The organism is Candidatus Rokuibacteriota bacterium (genome assembly GCA_016209385.1).
Lineage (GTDB): Bacteria > Methylomirabilota > Methylomirabilia > Rokubacteriales > CSP1-6 > JACQWB01.
The window spans coordinates 1-19,089 of the sequence record JACQWB010000069.1; the positions used below are offsets into that span (position 1 = coordinate 1).

Genomic DNA, 19,089 nt, shown 5'->3' on the forward strand with positions numbered 1-19,089 from the left:
CACACAGATACGGCTGAAGTCAAGACTTTTCTGCGAGTGCGAAAATAGCGTGCCCTGCGCGAGAAACGCTGGCAGGACCGACGGGCAACCCCGGCGAGGCTTTACCGCGTGGCTACTGGCTTATCTTCCGAAATGGCTGCTCTGGCGCTCGCCTGCCCAGCCTGCGGCTTCTCCAACGAGCCGGGCGAGAAGTTCCGCGGCGGGTGTGGCCAGCCGCGCTCCGCTCGCGTCGGGGCTTCGGTCAGCCCGGGGCGAGGGCCTTCGCCAGGTCCAGGCGCTGGTGGTCGCGGGCGGCGAGGGTTTTGATCCCCGTCGCCTGGCTCACCCGATCGGCGAGCTCCCAGGGCTTGCCGCGCACCATCGTCATGCCGAAATGGGTCAGGATGGCGAGCCGCGGGCGGATGGCGGCGATCAACCGCTCGGCATCCTCCAGGCAGAGGTGACTGTCGTCGCGGCGAGGGAGGAAGACCACGTTCAGGATGAGGACATCGCCTGCGTAGGCTTGCTCGATGGCCGGGAAGTAGCCGGTGCAGGCGATCAGGCTCACGGTCAGGTCCGGACCGACGAGCCTGAGCCCGTAGGTCTCGACCGGATGCTTGAGCCTGAGGGGCGTCTCGATACGAAGCGCGCCGAGCTGATAGACCCCACCCTCCACGAGGACCTCCGTCTTCTCGGGGTAGCTCCTCACATAGCGAAAGATCACCGGATCATCCTCGTAAGCGTCCCGCGGCGCCAGGACGCGCCCGCGCTTCTTCGTCCCGCCCTCGGTCATCGCCTCGATCATGGCGTTGACGTCGCCGGCGTGATCCAGGTGCTTGTGGGTCAGGAGGATGGCGCTCAGCGTCGTGGGGTCGAGCTTGAGGGCCTTGGCGTGGCAGTGGACGAGGGCACCGGGGCCCGGGTCCACGTGGAGGCGTGTGCCGCCGAGGACCGCCCAGAAGCCGCCGGAGGCCCGGAGCTGCTTGGCCACGCTCATGCGGCCCCCGGCGGTGCCGAGGAAGATCAGCTCATCTGCCATGCCGTCGCTCGGCCGACGGACTCACCGGGCGTGCTTGATCCGGTCCACCAGCTTGCAGAAGGCGCACAGAGTCCCGGTGGTCACCTGGCCGCAGCGGGCACACTCGTTGAGCTGGACGCCTTCCGGGTTCTCGAAGACCGGGCGCCCCCGCTCGAGGAAGCCGTACAGGAAATTGTGCTTGGCGCCCGGTGAGGCGTCCTCGAGCCGGTTCAGGATGTCCTTGTAGAGGAGCGAGGTCGCGCCCCTCGAGAACGGGCACTCCTCCACGATGTAGTCGATCCGGCGGAGGAAGGCGTAGGCCGCGGTCTCCCGTTCCGTGAGACGGAAGAGGGGCTTCACCCGGCGGACGAGCTTCGGATGGGTCGCGGGAAGCATCGGCGATTGACGCGCGAGCGAGCCGGTCTCCCAGTGGAGGATCGAGCCGAACAGGGTCGCGGCCTCGTCGTCCAGGTTGTGACCCGTGGCGACGACCGAGAAACCGTGCTCCAGCGCCGCCCGGTTCATCAGGTAGCGCTTGGACAGGCCACAGGCCGAGCAGGGAGGCCGCCGTGTCGCCTCCTGCACGCCGGGAATCGGAGCGCCGACCGCCTCCTCCACCGAGACCACCAGGAGCTTGGCGCCACGCGCGGCGGCGAAGGCCTCGCACTTGGCCTTCGACTCGCGCGAGTAGTCGAAGATCCCGAGGTCCAGGTAGAGCCCGGTCGAAGCGTACCCCTCCCCGAGCAGGACATCCCAGAGGCCCAGCGAGTCCTTGCCTCCCGAGACCGCCACCAGCACCGACTCGTCTTTCTCGAACATCCTGAACCGGCGGATGGCCTCGCGGACCTGCTTTCTGAAGAAGTCGAGGTAGTCGGGGGCGCAGAAGGCCGCGTTGTGCCGCCTCAGCTCGAGGACCGCCTGGCCGCCGCACTTCCGGCACTTCATCCCGGGCCTCGCCTCAGTGTTACCTACTCGGGCCTCGCCTCGCGCCGGGCCTGCCTCACGGCATGGCCGACGGCCCTCGGCTCGAACTGCGAGGCCTGCGGCGCCTCGGGAGCCCCTCGGCTCGAACTGCCACGCGCCCCCCCGGAGATCGCCGGCCGGATCTCGATCTCATCGCGCTCCTCGACGACCTGATCGGCCGTGAGGAGCTGATCGCCGCGGATGACCAGGACCGTGTCGGGAAGGATGTCCAGTTCCTTGAGCAACTCCTTCACCCGCCGCCGCCCGCTCAGCTCCACCTCGCGCCGTGGATTGCGCAGGATGACTTTCATTGAATTCTCGGTAACTTGCTCACGCTCCGACGAGCAGGGCTTCCAAACGGACGCGAATCGGACTCACCCCTGGCCCGCCGTACCTTGGGGGCTTGACCTCCCCAGCATACTCCGGGTCCGTTATCGGGCGCATCCATAGGTCGCCCACCCGGTTTGTCCGACCCCGCTCGCTCGCGCCTTCGGGAGCCGGAGGGCAGCCTTGACCAGCCGGGACCGCTGGGGGGTTCAGCTGTCACTGGCCTTTCTCTAGCCGCCCGAGGAATTCCTGGCCAAACCCAAGCACGCGCTCGGCGGCATCCACTGCCCTTCGAGCCTCGGCCTCGCCAACTTCGATCTCATGATAAAAGGCGGGACCTCGAATTTCAGCCAAGCGGTTTGACAGCCCGCTCAGCCACTCAAGGAAGGCCGGATCCGCCGGGAGGCGACGCTGGCGGATTGTTTCAACCAGAACGGGAGCCGGGTCGTGCGTTCGGGGATACTCAACACCTACCTCGTTCAGGAGCGCCTTCACAACCAGTTCGATCACTTCTTGCGCCCGGCGTGTCGCGAGATTGAAGCGCCCCCGTGCCACCGCCCTCTGCATGTCCTCCGCGATTCCGAGCGCCTCTGCGAAGAGCTGCTGCGCCCGCTCGCGGTTCGTCACAGCTCGACGAGCTCGCCAGGGCGCCAGTCAGGCTTCAGGTCCCAGTACCAGCTCCCGTCGGGACGTTCGATCCGCTTGCTCCCAAGTTCGCGCAAGCGACACCGAACCTTCTCCAGCTCCCGATTCAGGACGCCCTCGGGGTCATAGAGGATTACGCCGTGGTCGGCGATGTCGAGCAGAATCCAGGGGTGCTTCGCCAGCTCCGCCACGCTGTGGAAGACGGGCATCGGGTCGGGTCGGTGTCCTTCGCGTGCCAGCCTCTGATACTCCGGGGTCTCGCGGAAACGCGTGAGTGGCTCCAGGCGGGGGTCGATGAGAGATGAAACGCGAGACCGCGTCACCACATAGAGGTCCAGGTCGCTGTCAGGTCCGGGCGCACCGCGGGCGACGGACCCGAAGCACGCCAGAGCGAGAAGGTCTTCACCCAACGCTTCGCGATACTCAGCAACCGCCCGGTTTGCCAGCGCCTTCCACGCTTCCGAGATTTCACCGCGCGTCATGGGGATCTCACGCCCCTGGAAATCCCGGGGCGGCCTTGACGGCGCGGAGCTGCTGGAGGTGGTCGCCGTCGTGCCGCGCCTGGAGGATCCACCACTGGGCCAGGTTCAGCTCGCCCAGCCTGAAGTGGGCCCAGGTCAGGGGCCGTGGGTCACAGGCGCCGAGCTTTTCGATGGACTGGCGGCTCCGTTCGCGCGCGGCCTTCATGTCCGCCAGGAGCTGCCCGATCGGGTGGCCCTTCTCCGGCCTCACCACCGGTGGCGCCTCGGCCGGGCCCGGTGGCGACGATGGAAGCGGCTCGAACACCTTCAGGCCCGCGGGAAACGGCGCGAGCTTACCGGCCTGGGAGGCGTCGCGCGTGAGCTTGGTGGTGAGCTTTCCGGTGTTCACCTCCGCCAGCGTGAGGTGGTGGACAATCTCACCCGCGGACCAGTCCCGCTCGCTCGGTCGCCAGTCCGCCTGAGCCTGGGAAAGCCCTTCGGCCTCCTTCAGGACCTCCGCGCGGATCGCCTGAAGCTCGTCCCACAACGCTTGAACCGCGGCCGGCAACGTCATCTGGAATCCACCTCCGCCCCAAATTATACCGCGCGAGACAGGACGATCACGGCGTTACGTGACATCCTACTGCCACTTCCGCTTCCATCGAAGGCGGCTCATCGCCCCTCCCTCACGCGTCAGGCCACCCGCCGAGACAGCCTCCGCGGACGGAGCGCTCGATGTGAGAGGACTCTATGCCGAGGCTTCGAGCGATGTCAATGCGCTGCGTCTGGCTCCGAGAGGCCCCTTGACACGGACCGCCCTCAGACCTATGCTTACCGGCACCGGTGGCCGGCATCGTCCAGACCCGAGCGGGTGACTGGCCCGCAGAGGCGTCCGAGACAACACGTGAGATTCAGCCGTGTGCCGTTGGTCTTAGCGAGCTCAGCCCGCCCCGTGCCCCGTAGCCCTCCTGACCGCTGGCGCCGCGCGCGCATGTCCTGAATTATCCGACTCGAAGGGAGGATCACGCGCATGAAGATCAAGCGATGGAAGCTCACATGCTGCTGCGGCCACGGTTGGGGTGAGCCGACCGGGCGCAGGGAATTCCTGAAGACGGCCGCAAAGGGGACCGCGGCGCTCGCAGCGCTGGCTGGCGTCGCTCCCGCAGACGCCCAGGTGCGGGTCTTTCCCCCGCCCCCGCCGCTGAAGAGCCCGATCGAAGGAATGATCGACTTACACGTCCACTCCTCCCCTGACGTCTTCGGCCGGGCCATTGACGACTTTGAGGTGGCGCGGAAAGCCATCGAAGCCAGGATGGGGGCCCTCGTGCTCAAGAATCACGTGATGGAGACGGGCGCCCGCGCGTTCCTCGCGCGGAAGCATCTGGTCCGGCGGCACGAAGAACGGGTTCAGCTGAAGTCTGCCCCCCATGATCACCATCGGATGCGTCGGGAAGATGTCCATGACGATGTCGGCACCGAACCGGGCCAAGTCGTAGGTTCAACAAACGGCATCGTCGTATTTGGGCAGCACGTAGTTTAACCGGGTCTCATACTCTACGATCTCACCCACGCCGGGGCGGTCTTCCAGGGCCCACTCCATGTTAGCGACGAGGCGGGTGAGCCGGTAGCCCTGCGTCTTGCCGCGGGTCAGCACCTCTTCAATCAGGGCGAGCATCCGGTCCTGGTTGAAATATCCATCGCGCAGGTAAGCCTCCTCCCAGGCGCGGATCTCTAACTGCCCGTTGCGTTCGGCCGTGGCGACGTCGATGCCGGTGTTCCGGGCGGTGCCCGCATTCAACGATGTGATAGGCCTTGTCGCCGTGGCCGAAGCCTTCCTTGATGAAGGGCAAGAGAACGTTGTATTCCTCTTCCTTGGTGTGGAAGAAGGCGCACACATGGCGGGAGCGGTCAAGAACCGAGCCAGCCAAGTGTACTCGTCGCGTTTCGTCGCTCGCCATGATTCCTCCAATCGGCTTGCTCACGCAAAGCAGAGGAAGAAACTCCTTCCGATCCGGCTGTTGAGACTGAGCCACTGCTGGGCATCCACGATGCTGACCCTCGAGAAACCCTCCGCCGACAGAGCGGTCGTGACCTCCTCGGCTGAGTAACATCGCTGCTCCAAGCTGAAGTCGGAACGGCTCCACCCTGACTCCCGTCGAAAAATGGTCGCAGCGAATTCACCTCTCTTCTCGTATTCGTCAAAATGGAAGCGAAACACACTAACATGATCGTCTTCGACGATTCCGAACGAACCACGCCAGCGCTCCCGAAAGCCTGCCTCCATGTTCAAGTCGAACACGAAGGGGGCCCCCTCCTGAAGCGCCGCATGGACTGAGCGAAAGACTTCGCGCAGACGGTCGAGATGCATGAAGTGATTCAAGCTGTCGTAGACACACACTGCAGCGTCAAAGGGTCGGTGAACAGAGAAGGCACGTGCGTCGGCAACGATGAACTCGCACCCAGGGGCATTCTCCCGAGCGAACCGAATCATCTCGGGCGATCCATCGATTCCTGTGATCTCGTATCCCAGCGCCTGAAGCGCTCGATCCAATTGGCCAGTCCCACAACAAAGATCGAGAATTCGACGCGGCGGGGGGAAGTCATGAAGGACAAGCTCATTCAGAGGGCCCAGTACCTGCTCTGCGTACCGACCGAAGTGCCGGTTGTAGACCCAGGCGAATTGGTCGTAGCTCGCGCTATCGGCCAATGTCATTGCTTCTCACGTGTCTCGTTTTCGGCAGCCTACCGTCGTGCATCACCTGCGGGCCGCGTGGCGCGGCCCGCGCACCGTTCTTGCACGCGCCCTGACACGCGAGACCGACAGGTGCATGCGCAGGTTAGCCACCACATCCTATTCCTCAATCGCACCACCCACTCGCTTCAGATGCATTCGCAACGTATACGACGGATCATGGATTCGTGCCTCAAGGTACTCGGAGAAGCTCAGCTGTGCTCGAAGGGACGTACCGGATCGAATCGCTTGCGCCTGAGCACTCTCGGTCGACCGGATGCTTTCCGCCGTCGCGAAAATCTTGGCTGCCTGTGCCAATGGCGCAAACACTACCCCATCCTCGTCACCGACGACAAAGTAAGAGGTATCCGCCCGAAACCCACCGCAGGAGGCTGACGTGAGGGCCTCGGAAGGTCGGGCATCCAGCCGCTGCGGACCCGAGGGACAACTGCCGCAGCTGAACACGGGAAACGCGATTGCGGCCAGTTCGGCCGTATCCCGGTGTACGCCCCACACGACGATTCCACCGAGGCCCGCATGTTGTGCCTCAAGGACTGTCAGATCACCTATGCAAGCCTCGTCAAGCCGCCCCCCGTTGTCGATAACAAGGATGTCACCTGCCTCGGCATTCTCGAGGGCCTCGAGGAAAACATCTACACTCCCATAATGCCGCGCCGGCAGCACTCTCCCCGCGATCCTCATCGTGGAACGGAGCGGTCTGATGCCAGGATTCGGCACGTCGTAGCGGACCCCCAGCCTCAGACAGGCGTCGCATATCAGCGGCGTCGAGGAGCGGGAGAACAATTGGTTTAGGTCAGTGCTCTTCATTCGGTCCTCCGGAGCACGGGCTCTTGGTTGTGGAGGTGTCGCTAACGGTCATGGTGAGCGGCCGGCCGCTCTCGGCCGGTCCGCTCTACCATGTTGTTCGGTGCTCAGTGTGCTACAGGAAGACCTCGGTCGAGGTCCGGCCAGGAACCCTGCGTCATGCGGGCCTCCTCAAGCACCAAAAATGTAGCGCGTTCCCGTGTAGGACATGATGAACCGGTCCCGCAGATCGCGCTGCATGGCGCGGATGAAGTTGGCGCCGCTGCAGTGCATAGGAATGACGTGGTCGACATCGAGTTCCTTGAGCGCCTGGATCGTCTGGGCGATGTAGGGCTCGGGCGCCGGGGAGAGATGGAAGCCGCCGATGGCCGCATGGACCTTCTGAACGCCCGCGGCCATCTGCGCCTGACGGATCGAGTTGATCAGCCCGGCATGGCCGCAAGAGGAGATCACGACGAGTCCACGGTCTTTGACATTGAAGCACGTTGCATGCTCGCCCCAGTGGTTGTCGAACACGAGCTTGCCCTCGCGCTCCTCCTTCGTAAAGTGCGAGGGATCGCAGCCGGCACCGTCGCGCGTGCCGACCTCGACCCGAGTGTTCGGGATCACCTTTTCGAACGACGTACGGGCGATCGCACCCGTGGTGAAGCCATGCCCTGCGATGACAGCGGGTTTGTCGGCGAGCACGACGCGCACGTTGGCGGCAGCGAGGTCGCGACGGTCAACGACGCCAAAGCTTTGCGGTTGGCCGCCCGGGGGAACCACCCACCGGTAACAGAACGTGTTCTCGCCACCTACGTAGAGCGGCAGCTCGCCTCGCATCTTTCCTCGGTCGCGCTTGAGGAAGGGAACGAGACCGCCGAAGTGATCGAAGTGACCGTGACTCACGATCAGCGCGTCGATCGCCGCGGGGTCGATCTTCAGGAGTTCGAGGTTGTTGAAGAGCGCTGCCGGCGTGAATCCGAAGTCCAGGAGTGCCTGACGTGTCTCGCTGCCGCGCTGGGACTCCAGATGCAGCGACAGGCCGAACTCGTTGTGGATGTGCTTGCCGAGGCCAGGGCCGAAGACGACGCCAAAGCGCTGGACATCGACGTTGCCCACCCTGGAGGTACGGACGAGGGCATCCTGGTAACTGTCCACGACCACGCGGACCGCCAGGCGATCGACAATCGGCGGCGCGCTCGTCTGAGCCGCGGCCGGCGCTGGCCCTGAGCGCCGGAGAGGTCCCCCGAGCAAGAGTGTCCCGGCCACGACGGTACCGGCCCGTACGAAGTTTCGTCGCGTCATCGGTATGCTGTATCGCATCGCGTTCCCCTCCTCGTTGTGGACAGCGAACGACTACCGCTGAGCCGTGAACGCCGTCGGCCTCCTTTCTCGGCCTTGTGCACCGAACTATGAGTAGGTTGACCAGCATCTCGCTGCTGAACTTCTAACGGCTGCGGGAATTCTTTCCGGTTTTCAAGGACTTGTCAAGGTTCGGGAACTCGCCGTTGCCGACAAACGCTGGTCAGCATAATCCCATTATGGCTGCAGCGAACTGAGCGCAGGGGGCAGCGGGAAGCGCCCGTCCCTCAGGCCGCCGCGAAGAGCCGCCGCACCCGGGCGAACACCTCCACGAGCCCACCGGGGAGCAGGAGCACGATCGCGATGAACAGGGCGCCGAAGATCAAGAGGTGCACCTCCACCCACCGGATCCCAGGGACTCTTTGACGAAAACGTAGAAGAGCGCCCCCAGCACCGGGCCGTGCAGGGTCCCGACCCCCCCCGATGAACGTGATCAGGAGCGCGTCGAACGTCCGCTGGGGGCCGAAGGCGTGCTGGGGGTAGTAGCTGACGTGGTAGTAGGCGAAGGCCCCGCCCGCTGCGTGCCGCGGGCTAACGGCCTGTTTGGTCTAAATCAAGCGCTCTTGGCTCGAACAACGAGTTCGACGTCACAGTCGAGAACGTGAAGCCGCAACAATAGCTGGTCCATGGACTTGCGGTAGTTCGTCTGATCCAGAAGCCGGTAAAACTGGGTAGCGGAAGTACCCAGCCGCCGAATGATCTCCCGCTTGGACAACTGGCTCGCATCGACGCGCTTTTGAGCCTCGATGGTCAGCCGGTAGAGCAAGAGAGCCCGAAAGTAGGCTGGATCCTGGTTATACTCGAGAACCTGCTCGATATGAACCGTTCCCTCCCGGCCGGACTTGAGAACATAGGTAAACCCTTCGCGGGCGAGTTCCTTATCTACGAACACCCGCACAATTGGATCGTCGGCCGTCGGCCGCGGGTCGACCCTGGCGAAGGGAAACACAAGGCGCTTTGCTGAGGTCCTGACCTCGAACGCTCTGCGCCGGTTGTTGGGAGCGACGGATCGAATCTTCATAGCTTGCCCTCAGATTCGAGCTCTTCTATGAGTCCGACGAGCTTCTTTGACGCTTTCCCCTTCGTGGGCTTCTTGTTGTCTAAGTCCCATTTCACTATGAGCTTGCGGTTCGGATACACGTGAACGTGCCGCGGGGGATGGTCCGTCTTCCAGCTGATGAAGACGTAGCCACCCGGCGAATCTTCCCCACCCATTAATGTTACCGTGCCGGGGAACACTTGCCAAGCCTCACGCCGCGGCGAAGAGGCGCCGCGCGCGCGTGAACACCTCCACCAGCCCGCCGGGGAGCAGGAGCACGATCGCGATGAACAGGGCGCCGAAGATCAAGAGGTGCACCTCCACCCACCGGATCGCCAGGTACTCCTTGACGAAGACATAGAAGAGCGCCCCCAGCACCGGGCCGTGCAGCGTCCCGACCCCCCCGATGAACGTGATCAGGAGCGCGTCGAACGTCCACTGGGGGCCGAAGGCGTGCTGGGGGTAGTAGCTGATGTGGTAGTAGGCGAAGGCCCCCCCGGCCAGCCCCGCCAGACACGTCGAGAGCGTCAGCGCCAGAAGCTTGTGCGCGAGCGTCCCCACGCCCGAGGCCTCCGCCGCGGCCTCGTCCTCCCGGATCGCGCGCATCCCGAGGCCCACCCGCGATGCCGCGGTCCAAGCCACGGCGCAGACGGCCACGGCGGCGAGGGCCAGCGTCAGATAGAAGCGCCTGGCCAGGCCGTACCCGGCGATCGTCGCCGCCGGGAGCGTGGAGATCTCCGCGAGCGCGTTGCCCACGCTGATCCTGAGGATCTCGGCGAGGGCCAGCGTCCCGATCGCGAAGTAGGCGCCGCGGAGGCGGAACGCCGGGACCCCGATCAGAAGGCCGAAGGCCATGGCCACGCCGGCGCCCGCGCCCATCGCCGCGAGGATCGGCAGCCCCTGGACCCAGAGCGTCCGGGTGACCAGGGCGCCGAGCCCGAAGAAGGCCGCGTGCCCGAGGTTGATCTGGCCGGCGTAGCCCGCGATCAGGTTCCAGCTCTGGGCGAGCGCGACCGAGAGCAGGAAGATCACGAAGAAGTTGAGCACGTCGTCACGCGGCACGAGGAGCGGGACGAAGGCGACGCCCGCGAAGGCCGCGAGGATGACGATCGCCCAGCGGATCTCCGACGCGCCCGGCCGGCTCATCGGGTGAAGAGCCCCTGGGGCCGCGCCATCAGGACACCCAGGAAGATGACGAGCCCGACGACTTCGCGGTAGGGTCCTCCGACGGCCGCAGCGCTCACCGCCTCCGCCACGCCCAGGAAGAGGCCGCCGAAGAACGTCCCGAGGATCGACCCCATCCCGGCGAGGACGACGACGATCAACGCCTTGAGCGTCCACTCGAGCCCGATGGAGGGGTTGATCGAGTAGCCCACGCTCACCAGACTCCCCGCCGCGCCCGCGAGCCCGGTCCCGATCGCGAAGGCGAGGAGGTAAGCGCGGCGCACGTTGATGCCCATCAGCGACGCCGCCTCCCAGTCCTCGGCGGTGGCCCGGATCGCCTGGCCCCAGCGCGCGCGCCGGAGAAAGAGGTGGAGAGCCAGGATGACGGCGAAGGCGAGCCCCAGGTTCGCGAGCCTCACGAGCGGGACCGCGAGGCCCCAGAGCGTCAGCACCTCGCCCGCGTAGTCAGTGGTGATCGAGCGCTCGTCCGCCGTCCAGAGCCGCACCGCCAGCGCGTGGAGCGCCAGGGCGAGGCCGAACCCGATCAGGAGTGAGTTCTTGATCCGCTCCTCCTCATGGGCCCGCACGACGAAGCCGAAGAGCGCGGCGTAGAGGCAGAGGCCCAGGACAAAGAGCGCCAGCACCACCCCGGGGAGCGATGCGAACGGATCCGCCCCGAGGAGGGTGAAGAGCCAGAAGCTCGCGTAGCCGCCGAGCATGAGGAGCTCGCCGTGGGCGACGTTCAGGACCTTGAGGACGCCGAAGATCAGCGACAGCCCCACGGCGGCGAGGCCGTACAGGCCACCGATCAGGACGCCCAGCAGGATCTGCTGAGCGAGGAGGCTCACCGCGAAACCGCGAGCGGGCCCAGGTAGGCCTGGCGGACGTGCGGGTCCTGGAGGAGGTCACGCCCGCTCCCCGCGCCGGTGACCCGGCCCGTCTCGAGCACGTACCCGCGATCGGCGAGGGCGAGGGCGGCGTGGACGTTCTGCTCGACCAGGAAAACCCCGACACCCTCGCGGTGAACCTCGCGGAGGACGGCGAGGATCGCCTCCACCGCGCGCGGGGCGAGGCCGAGCGAAGGCTCGTCGAGGAGCAGAAGGCGGGGACGGGACATCAGCGCGCGACCGATCGCCACCATCTGCTGCTCGCCGCCCGAGAGCGAGCCCGCGAGCTGGTGCCGGCGCTCGGCGAGCCGGGGGAAGATCACGAAGACGCGCTCGAGGGCCTCGCGCCTGAACGGGAGCGCGCGAGGCGCGAAGGCCCCCAGGCGCAGGTTCTCCTCCACGGTCATCCGGGCGAAGAGCCGGCGCCCCTCCGGGACGAGGGCGATCCCGGCCTCGACGATCCGGTGGGCGGGGGCCTGGTGAATCGGCCTCCCTTCCCAGGTCACGCTCCCGCGGCGGAGCGGGAGCAGCCCGGCGATCGTCCGGAGGAGCGTAGTCTTGCCGGCACCGTTGGGGCCGACCAGGGCGACGATCTCGCCAGCCGCGACGGCGAAGCTGACGCCGAAAAGGACCTGCACGTCGCCGTAGCCGGCGTGGACGTCGCGGGCCTCAAGCAAGGGCGGCGCGCCCCAGGTAGACGTCGATGACGGTCGGGTCCCGCGCGACCGCCGCCGGAACCCCCTCGGCGATCTTCTCGCCCGCGCTTAGCACGACGATCCGGTGGCAGAGGTCGAGGAGCGCCCAGACGATGTGCTCGACCACGACCAGCGTGATCCCCTCGGCCTGGAGCGCGCGGATGAGCGCGAGCGCCTCGGCGACCTCGGTGGGCGTGAGGCCCGCCATGAACTCGTCCATCAGGAGGACGCGCGGCGCCGTCGCGAGGGCGCGCGCCAGCTCGAGCCGCTTCCGCTCAACCAGGGTGAGCTGGGCCGCGGGGAGGTGGCCCTTGCCGCGGAGGCCGACGGTCCCGAGGAGGCGCTCCGCCTCCCCGCGGGCGCGGGCCAGCGGTAGGCGCTTCCGCCCGTAGAGTTGCCCCACCAGAACGTTCTCGAGGGCGGTGAGGCCTGGGAACGGGTGGACCAGCTGGAAGGTGCGCGCGATGCCTTTCGCGCAGACCCGGTGCGGGGACAGGCCGGCGACTTCCTCGCCGTCGATCCGGACCCGGCCCGCGTCGGGGGTGAGGGCCCCGGTGATCAGGTTGAAGAGGGTGGTCTTCCCCGATCCGTTGGGGCCCATCACCCCGACGATCTCACCTGCCTCGACCGCGAAGCTGACCTCGCGGACCGCCGCGACCCCTCCGAACGACCTGGAGAGGCCCTCCACCTCCAGGAGCGGCATTCGGGGCTATCGTTTCGCGAACGGCGGCGCCGGATAGACGAACGGGGCGGTAGCGAATTCCTTGGGCCAGACCAGCTCCTGTTTGCCGTTGAGCCACTGGTTGAAGACCGACGGCACGATCCCGGTACCGTCCGGGCGGAACCTCACCGGCCCCACCACCGTCGTCATCTCGGTGGCCGCGATGGCGTCGCGGATCTTGTCCTTGTCCAGGGCCCCGGCGCGCTCGATGGCCTTGGCCAGGATCTGCACCGACGCGTAGGAGGGCCCGGTCATGACATCGGCTGGGCGGCCGACCCGCTTGACGTGGGCCTCATTCAGTTCCTTCACACCGGGGTAGCGGGCGGCGTGGTGCCAGCCCGGGGCCAGGAGGACGTAGTCGCCGTCCTTGCCCAGGTTCTTCCCCCAGACCGGAGGATCCGGCGCGCGCACCATGAGCGTCAGCTTGGGGTTGTAGTCAAGCTCCTTCATCTGCTTGACGATGGTCATGCCGTCCGGCGGCGTCGGCACGGCGAAGACCGCCTCGGCCCTGGCTGCCTTGGCCTTGAGGATCATGTCGGAGAAATCCTTGGCTCCGGGGGCGTAGTCGGCGTTGACCGCCACCTGAAAACCGGCCGCTTTGCCCGCCTCGGTCCAGGCGGTCGCCATCTCGCGGCCCCAGTCGGTCTTCTCCTGAAAGATGGCGACGGTCTTGGGACGATCCGCCGCGGGAATCGAGCCGAGCAGCGCCACCAGGTGCTGACCGATGTCGGGGGACTTCCAGAACGGGGAGAACAGGTAGCGGAACCCCTGCTGGTGAATCTTGTTCAGCGCGAAGGCCACGCCGAGGTAGGGCGTCTTGTTCTTCTCGGCCACCGAGGCCGCCGCGGCGTGGAGGTCCGAGCCGAACCCGCCCAGGTAGGCCAGGATCCCCTGGGCCGCCAGCGTCTCCATGCGGCTCACGGTCTTGGTGGCATCGGACTCGTCGTCGAGGAGGACCAACTCTAACGGTATCCTCTTCCCGGCGACCGTCACGCCTCCCGCGCGGTTGACGTCCTCCACAGCGATCTCGTAGCCTGCCCGGACCTGAGCCCCACCGCCGCCATAGCGCCCGGTGAGCGGCACCACCGCGCCGACCTTGATGGCCTGGGCCACTGCCGCGGCCGGCCAGCCGGCGAGGATCCCCACGAACAGAACGAGCAAGCACCGTTCGAACCACCCGTGTCGTCTCATCGTCCCCTCCTTGATCTAGATCGGAGGGGGCCTCGACGGCCCCCTCCGAAGCCTCCCCCACGAGGGCTTGCGCCGGCAAAGCCGGCGCTCGAACCCAAATTACCCTGGGCCCCACACGGCCCGGGCCGTCTCGACGACGCGCTCCAGCTTTCGCCGCTGGTCGTCCGGCGAGATGCGGTTGCCCTCCATCGTGGAGGCAAAGCCGCACTGAGGGCTCAGGGCCAGGCGCTCCAGCGGGACCACCTTGGCGGCTTCGGCGATCCGGCGCCGCAGCTCCTCCACGGACTCCAGGCGCGGCTTCTTGGTGGTCACGAGGCCCAGCACCACGATCCGGTCGTCCGGCACATGACGCAGCGGTTCGAAGCCGCCGGACCGCTCATCGTCGTATTCGAGCAGGAACCGCTGCACCCGACTCCCGCGGAACACACGAGGCGCCACGGGCTCGTAGTCGCCGCTGGCGTAGAACATGCTCTGGTTATTGCCGCGGCAGATGTGCAGGCCGAACGTGATGCCTGGATGCCCACCGACGACGGCATTGTCCATCTCGATGCAGGTGTCGATGAGCTCGTCCGGGTCGCTGCCGCGCTGGCGGTAGCCCTCGCGAATCGAGGGATCCATCAGGGCAGCGTACTGAGGGGCGTCGATCTGAATGTAAGTGCAGCCGAGCCGGATCAATTCTTCCACCTCGCGGCGCGTGAAGTCCACGATGTCGGCCAGGTAGGCGTCGCGGGTGGGGTAGGCGCCCCGGGACCTGTCCGGATCATAGTAGGCAGCGGCCTGCTGGACGCTGATGAGCGTGATCTTTAGCGGGCGGGATGCTCGGGCCCGCAGGTAGGCGAACTCCTCGGCGCACATACTGCGCCGCCATCTGAGCTTTTCGACCACCACCGGCCGTTTGTAGAGGAGCTGCTCGCCCTGCTCGTTCCGGAACGGGATGGCCCAGCCGCCGAACTTGTCGAAGCCGTCCAGCGCGTCGATCAAGTGGCCGAAAAAGGCGTATCGCCGCTGCTCGCCGTCCGTGACGACATCGAGGCCGGCTTCATCCTGCAGGGCAATCGCTTCGTCCACGGCCCTGTCCTCGATCAGTTTGAACTCGACGGAGCTGAAGCGACCGCGCTCGAGCTCCTGGCGCGCCTCGACCAAGTAGGGGGGCCGCAGGAGGCTCCCCACACCCTCGGTGCGAAAAACCGTCATCGGCCCGCCGGCTGGCATCAGTATCTACTCGGGCCTCGCCTCGTGGCTCTCCTCGCCTGCGGCTCGTCGGGAGCCCCTCGGCTCGAACTGCCACTCGGGCCTCGCCTCGTGGCTCTCCTCGCCTGCGGCTCGTCGGGAGCCCCTCGGCTCGAACGTCACCCTAGACTCGTCCCGGTACATCACCTTATGCCGCGTGGTCTTGATCCACGTGTCGATCTCCGCATCCGTCATGTAGTTCTCCGGGTTGAAGCGGTCCCAGCTCATGATCTGCGCGAGGGGCTTCTTCCACCGCTTGTAGGAAGGCTTGAGCGGCGGCCCGAAGCACATGACGTCGATGACGGCGAGGTCCTCGGGGACGCCGAGCAACGGCTTGATCTGCCGCTGGATCGGCTCCTGCCCGATGGCGCTGATCCACCAGACCGCGTACCCGAGTGCAGCCGCGGCCAGATGGGCCGACATGGTGGAGGCGGCCACGCTCTGGAGCAGGATCCGCTCGGCGTTCTGCTTGTAGAGACGGTCCAGCTCAGAGCCGTCGTTGAGGACGGGGAACGCCTTGACGAACCGAAAATCGGCGACGATGACGATGAGGCCGGGCGCGGTCTTCACGCCGTTGTAGTTGGGCGTGGGGAAGCCCATCTTGAGCTTGGCCCGCTGCTGCTGCTCCTCGACGAAGCACTCGCCGATCTTCCGCTTTACCTCCGGATCCGTGACGACGATGTAGTGCCACGGCTGCGAGTTGGCCCCAGAGGGTGCGTGGCGGGCGGCCTCGAGAATCAGCTCGAAGTGCTCGCGCGGGACCTCGTAGGGGCCGAAGGCGCGGTTCGTCATCCGGCTTCGGACGACCTCCATGAAGGCGTTATAGCGGGTCACGTTGTTGAAGGCCTCTCGCTCGGCGAGCGCGCGTTCGGCCATGGCGCGTACCTCCAGCTAGCCGGCCGCCTTCCGCACCACCCGTTTGGCCTTCAGCTCGTACCGGGGCAGGCTCTTGGCGGAAACGGGGACGACCTCGATCCGGATGCCGAGCCCAGCGCGGAGGCGCTCCCGGATCTCCTGCACGGTCTCGGCCGGTGCGGCGTCAACCTCGACAAGCAGCCGGAGCTCGTCCATCTCCGCCCGTTTATACACTTCGATCAGAAACTCGTCAACGGACGGGAACTCGCGCACGATGCCCTCGATGGCCGAGGGGAAGACGTTGACACCGCGGACGATCAGCATGTCGTCGAGACGGCCCAGGATCCCCCCTTCGAGGCGGAGAAAGCTGCGGCCGCAGACGCACGGCGCCCCCGCGACTCGGACCCGGTCTCCGCTGCGGTAGCGGAAGAGCGGTGAACCCGCCCGCCCGAGGTTGGTCAGGACCAGCTCCCCCTCTGCTGCCGCGGCGCCGGTTGCTGGATCGATCACCTCGGCGATGAACTCTGACTCGTTGACATGGAGGCCAGCCTGCGCCACGCACTCGTACCCGTAGGCGCCCATCTCGGTCATCCCGGAGTGGTCGAAGGCTCTGGCGCCCCACCCGTCCTCGATGCGTCGGCGCACCGCAGGGATCCCCGCCCCCGGCTCCCCCGCGTGCACCGTGACGCGCACGGGGAGCTTGCTGGGCTCGATCCCCCGCCCGCGCGCCACCTCCAGGAGGTGGAGCGCGTAGGATGGCGTGCAGACCAGCACGCTGGCGCCGAGCGCCTCCATCCAGGCCAGGCGCGTGACCGAGTCCTGGCCGCCCCCGGGAATGACGAGCGCGCCCAGGGCCCGTGCGCCCTCGAAGCCCGCCCAGAAGCCGATGAAGAGGCCGAAGGAGAACGGGAAGAAGACCCGGTCCGACGGCATCACGCCCGCGCCGCGGAAGACGAAGCCCCAGCAGCGGGCCCACCACTCCCAGGACTCCTGGGTCTCGAGCCAGCGGATCGGCTGGCCGGTGCTCCCCGACGTCTGGTGAACCCGAACATAGCGCTCCAGCGGGTAGGTCAGGTTGCTGCCGAACGGCGGATGCTCGGCCTGGTCGGCGACCAGCTCGGCCTTGGTGGTGAACGGCAGCCTGAAGAAGTCGTCCCACGAGCGGAGGTCGTCTGCCGAGCGGACTCCTGCAGCTTGCCACTTCCGCCTGACAAAGGGATTCGCGGGGAAGACCTCGCGGCCGACGGCCTTCAGCCGCTCCCACTGGTGGGCGCGGAGCCGCTCGGCCGGAAGCGTCTCAAGCGCCCGATCGAAGAAGGGAACCTCAGCGGGGTTGATTGTGTTGTCCCTACGACGCTACTTCAGTGCGCCAATCCAATTGACGATGGCGGCCCCCAATCCCGGTCCGCCGTATCAAAGCTGGCCATCTCCGAAATGTGATTGTGACCGTTCAACCAGATGAAGCGCGGACACTTGCCGTCGCGCTTGCACACAAGTTGCGCGAGTTCCAGGCTCTGGGTGGCGAGAAACACCGGGTCCAGCTCGGCCATGGCGATGAAGAGCGGCACCTTGCCCTTGCCCACGTGGGTGAGGGGGGAGCGATTCGCAAATTGACTCTCGTCCTTGCCGAAGTAGGCCGCCACGTTGGGCGCCAAGCCCTCCTTGGTGACGCGAAATGCGCCGCTCACGAGAACAGCACCCGCGACTCCTGGTCCTCCGGCCGGATGCAGCGCGGGATCGAACACATAAGAGGCCACGTGCGTAGCTCCGGCTGAGTGGCCGATCAGCACGATCCGCTCCGGATTGCCGCCGTAGTCCGCGGCACGAGCCTTCACCCAGGCCACCACTTTGCCTACGTCCTCAGCGCCAGCGGGCCAAGGGTGCTGCGGCGCCAGGCGATAGGTTGCGTTCACGCCGAGCATTCCATGGCGTGCGAAGAACGCTGTCACGTTGCCGTAGATGCCGTCGCGATTCTTGGCGCCGCCCACGTAGCCGCCGCCGTGGATGAATACCACAACGGGCATTCCTGTCCTCTGCGGCTGGGCCGCGTAGACATCCAACAGATGCCGGGCGTCCGGGCCGTAACTCTCAAGTCCGTCGTGATCTTGAGACTGGCGAGCGGAGACTGCTTCACGATTGGCCGCAGCGCGTCCAGCGTCGCCGCGATCATGTCTGGGTTCAGCACCGGCCCCAGGGCCATGATCCTGGCCTGCACCTCTTGCGGCAAATTGGCGATCTGCGCATGGCCCGGTGCAGCGCCTAATATCAGCACCAGCCACGGTCCGGTCCATCCTGCAATCCATCGGGACATGATTCCCTTCCCTCCTCCCCTCACGCCCCCTGCCGCAGCGCTCATCGCTCGCGCTGGCGGAGCTTGAACCGCTGAATTTTCCCCGTTGCCGTCTTGGGCAGCTCCGGCACGAATTCGATCCACCGAGGATATTTGTATGGCGCGATCTTTTCCCTGACGAAGCCCTTCAGCTCGGCCTCCAGCTCGGGAGACACCGTGTAGGTGTCCTTGAGCACCACGTAGGCCTTGGGCTTCACCAGCTTGTCGGTGTCCTCCTTGCCCACCACCGCCGCCTCGAGCACGGCCGGGTGCCCGACCAGCGTGTTCTCTACCTCGACCGGCGAGACCCAGATCCCGCCCACCTTCAGCATGTCGTCGGAGCGCCCGCAGTACCAGAAGTAGCCGTCCTCGTCCGCGTAGTACTTGTCGCCGGTCTGGATCCAGTCGCCGAGGAGCGCCTCCTTGGTCTTCTCGTGCTTGTTCCAGTAGAAGGCCATGGTGGAATCGCCCCTGACCCGGAGGTTCCCCACCTCGCCGCGCGGGACCGGTCTTCCCTGCTCGTCCACGATGATCGCCTCGTAGCCGGGAACAGGTACACCCGAGGAACCAGGTTTCACCCGCCCCGGCAGGTTGGAGAGGAAGATGTGCAGGATCTCGGTGGTCCCGATCCCGTCGAGCAGCTCCACCTTGAAGCGCTCGGTCCAGCGCTTGTAGAGCTCCGGCG

At 66.3% G+C, this 19,089-nt stretch carries 20 protein-coding genes and 2 pseudogenes; all 22 read right to left on the reverse strand.

Features of this window, described 5'->3' with window-relative positions:
- Positions 1-241 precede the first annotated feature (241 nt).
- Positions 242-1,018, reverse strand: coding sequence for an MBL fold metallo-hydrolase (locus tag HY726_04770; protein ID MBI4608304.1), 777 nt, complete (start codon positions 1,016-1,018; stop codon positions 242-244).
- 21 nt (positions 1,019-1,039) lie between these two features.
- Entirely contained in the window at positions 1,040-1,942 is a 903-nt protein-coding gene (locus tag HY726_04775) for a TIGR00269 family protein (GenBank protein MBI4608305.1), read from the reverse strand.
- A gap of 137 nt (positions 1,943-2,079) precedes the next feature.
- Positions 2,080-2,271: pseudogene (locus HY726_04780) on the reverse strand (MoaD/ThiS family protein).
- A 232-nt stretch (positions 2,272-2,503) separates the two neighbouring features.
- Positions 2,504-2,914, reverse strand: a complete 411-nt coding sequence (locus HY726_04785) for a HEPN domain-containing protein (protein MBI4608306.1) — start codon at positions 2,912-2,914, stop codon at positions 2,504-2,506.
- The gene (locus HY726_04790) at positions 2,911-3,414 is read right to left on the reverse strand and encodes a nucleotidyltransferase domain-containing protein (GenBank protein ID MBI4608307.1); all 504 of its coding nucleotides are present in this window, start codon (positions 3,412-3,414) and stop codon (positions 2,911-2,913) included. The genes HY726_04785 and HY726_04790 overlap by 4 nt, the downstream gene beginning before the upstream one ends.
- A 7-nt stretch (positions 3,415-3,421) precedes the next feature.
- A complete protein-coding gene (locus tag HY726_04795; GenBank protein ID MBI4608308.1) occupies positions 3,422-3,967 on the reverse strand; it encodes a DinB family protein in 546 nt (181 codons plus the stop codon).
- Positions 3,968-4,768: 801 nt separating this feature from the next.
- Positions 4,769-5,243 (reverse strand): annotated as a pseudogene (locus HY726_04800) (MEDS domain-containing protein).
- 128 nt (positions 5,244-5,371) lie between these two features.
- Entirely contained in the window at positions 5,372-6,106 is a 735-nt protein-coding gene (locus HY726_04805; GenBank protein MBI4608309.1) for a class I SAM-dependent methyltransferase, read from the reverse strand.
- Between the two features lie 138 nt (positions 6,107-6,244).
- Entirely contained in the window at positions 6,245-6,952 is a 708-nt protein-coding gene (locus HY726_04810; protein ID MBI4608310.1) for an RraA family protein, read from the reverse strand.
- A gap of 168 nt (positions 6,953-7,120) precedes the next feature.
- Positions 7,121-8,254: an MBL fold metallo-hydrolase gene (locus HY726_04815; GenBank protein ID MBI4608311.1), complete on the reverse strand. Its 1,134-nt coding sequence runs from the start codon at positions 8,252-8,254 to the stop codon at positions 7,121-7,123.
- Between the two features lie 592 nt (positions 8,255-8,846).
- Positions 8,847-9,314 carry a hypothetical protein gene (locus HY726_04820; protein ID MBI4608312.1) on the reverse strand — a complete coding sequence of 156 codons (468 nt, stop codon included), beginning with the start codon at positions 9,312-9,314 and terminating at the stop codon, positions 8,847-8,849.
- Entirely contained in the window at positions 9,311-9,532 is a 222-nt protein-coding gene (locus HY726_04825; GenBank protein MBI4608313.1) for a hypothetical protein, read from the reverse strand. Before HY726_04825 ends, HY726_04820 begins: the two co-directional genes overlap by 4 nt.
- 10 nt (positions 9,533-9,542) lie before the next feature.
- Positions 9,543-10,478: a branched-chain amino acid ABC transporter permease gene (locus tag HY726_04830; GenBank protein MBI4608314.1), complete on the reverse strand. Its 936-nt coding sequence runs from the start codon at positions 10,476-10,478 to the stop codon at positions 9,543-9,545.
- Complete coding sequence (locus HY726_04835; protein MBI4608315.1) at positions 10,475-11,344, reverse strand: branched-chain amino acid ABC transporter permease; 870 nt, start codon at positions 11,342-11,344, stop codon at positions 10,475-10,477. The genes HY726_04830 and HY726_04835 overlap by 4 nt, the downstream gene beginning before the upstream one ends.
- Positions 11,341-12,060 (reverse strand): ABC transporter ATP-binding protein, encoded by a 720-nt coding sequence (locus tag HY726_04840; GenBank protein MBI4608316.1) that lies wholly within the window; start codon positions 12,058-12,060, stop codon positions 11,341-11,343. Before HY726_04840 ends, HY726_04835 begins: the two co-directional genes overlap by 4 nt.
- Positions 12,053-12,781 (reverse strand): ABC transporter ATP-binding protein, encoded by a 729-nt coding sequence (locus tag HY726_04845; protein ID MBI4608317.1) that lies wholly within the window; start codon positions 12,779-12,781, stop codon positions 12,053-12,055. Before HY726_04845 ends, HY726_04840 begins: the two co-directional genes overlap by 8 nt.
- Before the next feature lie 6 nt (positions 12,782-12,787).
- Positions 12,788-13,990, reverse strand: a complete 1,203-nt coding sequence (locus HY726_04850) for an amino acid ABC transporter substrate-binding protein (protein MBI4608318.1) — start codon at positions 13,988-13,990, stop codon at positions 12,788-12,790.
- A gap of 99 nt (positions 13,991-14,089) precedes the next feature.
- A complete protein-coding gene (locus HY726_04855) occupies positions 14,090-15,184 on the reverse strand; it encodes a cobalamin-independent methionine synthase II family protein (protein ID MBI4608319.1) in 1,095 nt (364 codons plus the stop codon).
- A gap of 24 nt (positions 15,185-15,208) precedes the next feature.
- Positions 15,209-16,096 (reverse strand): nitroreductase family protein, encoded by an 888-nt coding sequence (locus HY726_04860; GenBank protein MBI4608320.1) that lies wholly within the window; start codon positions 16,094-16,096, stop codon positions 15,209-15,211.
- Between the two features lie 15 nt (positions 16,097-16,111).
- Positions 16,112-17,413, reverse strand: coding sequence for a phenylacetate--CoA ligase family protein (locus tag HY726_04865; protein MBI4608321.1), 1,302 nt, complete (start codon positions 17,411-17,413; stop codon positions 16,112-16,114).
- 23 nt (positions 17,414-17,436) lie between these two features.
- The gene (locus HY726_04870) at positions 17,437-18,099 is read right to left on the reverse strand and encodes an alpha/beta hydrolase (GenBank protein MBI4608322.1); all 663 of its coding nucleotides are present in this window, start codon (positions 18,097-18,099) and stop codon (positions 17,437-17,439) included.
- A gap of 328 nt (positions 18,100-18,427) precedes the next feature.
- Positions 18,428-19,089, reverse strand: a 662-nt coding sequence (locus HY726_04875) for an AMP-binding protein (protein ID MBI4608323.1), incomplete at its 5' end; no start/stop codon positions are given.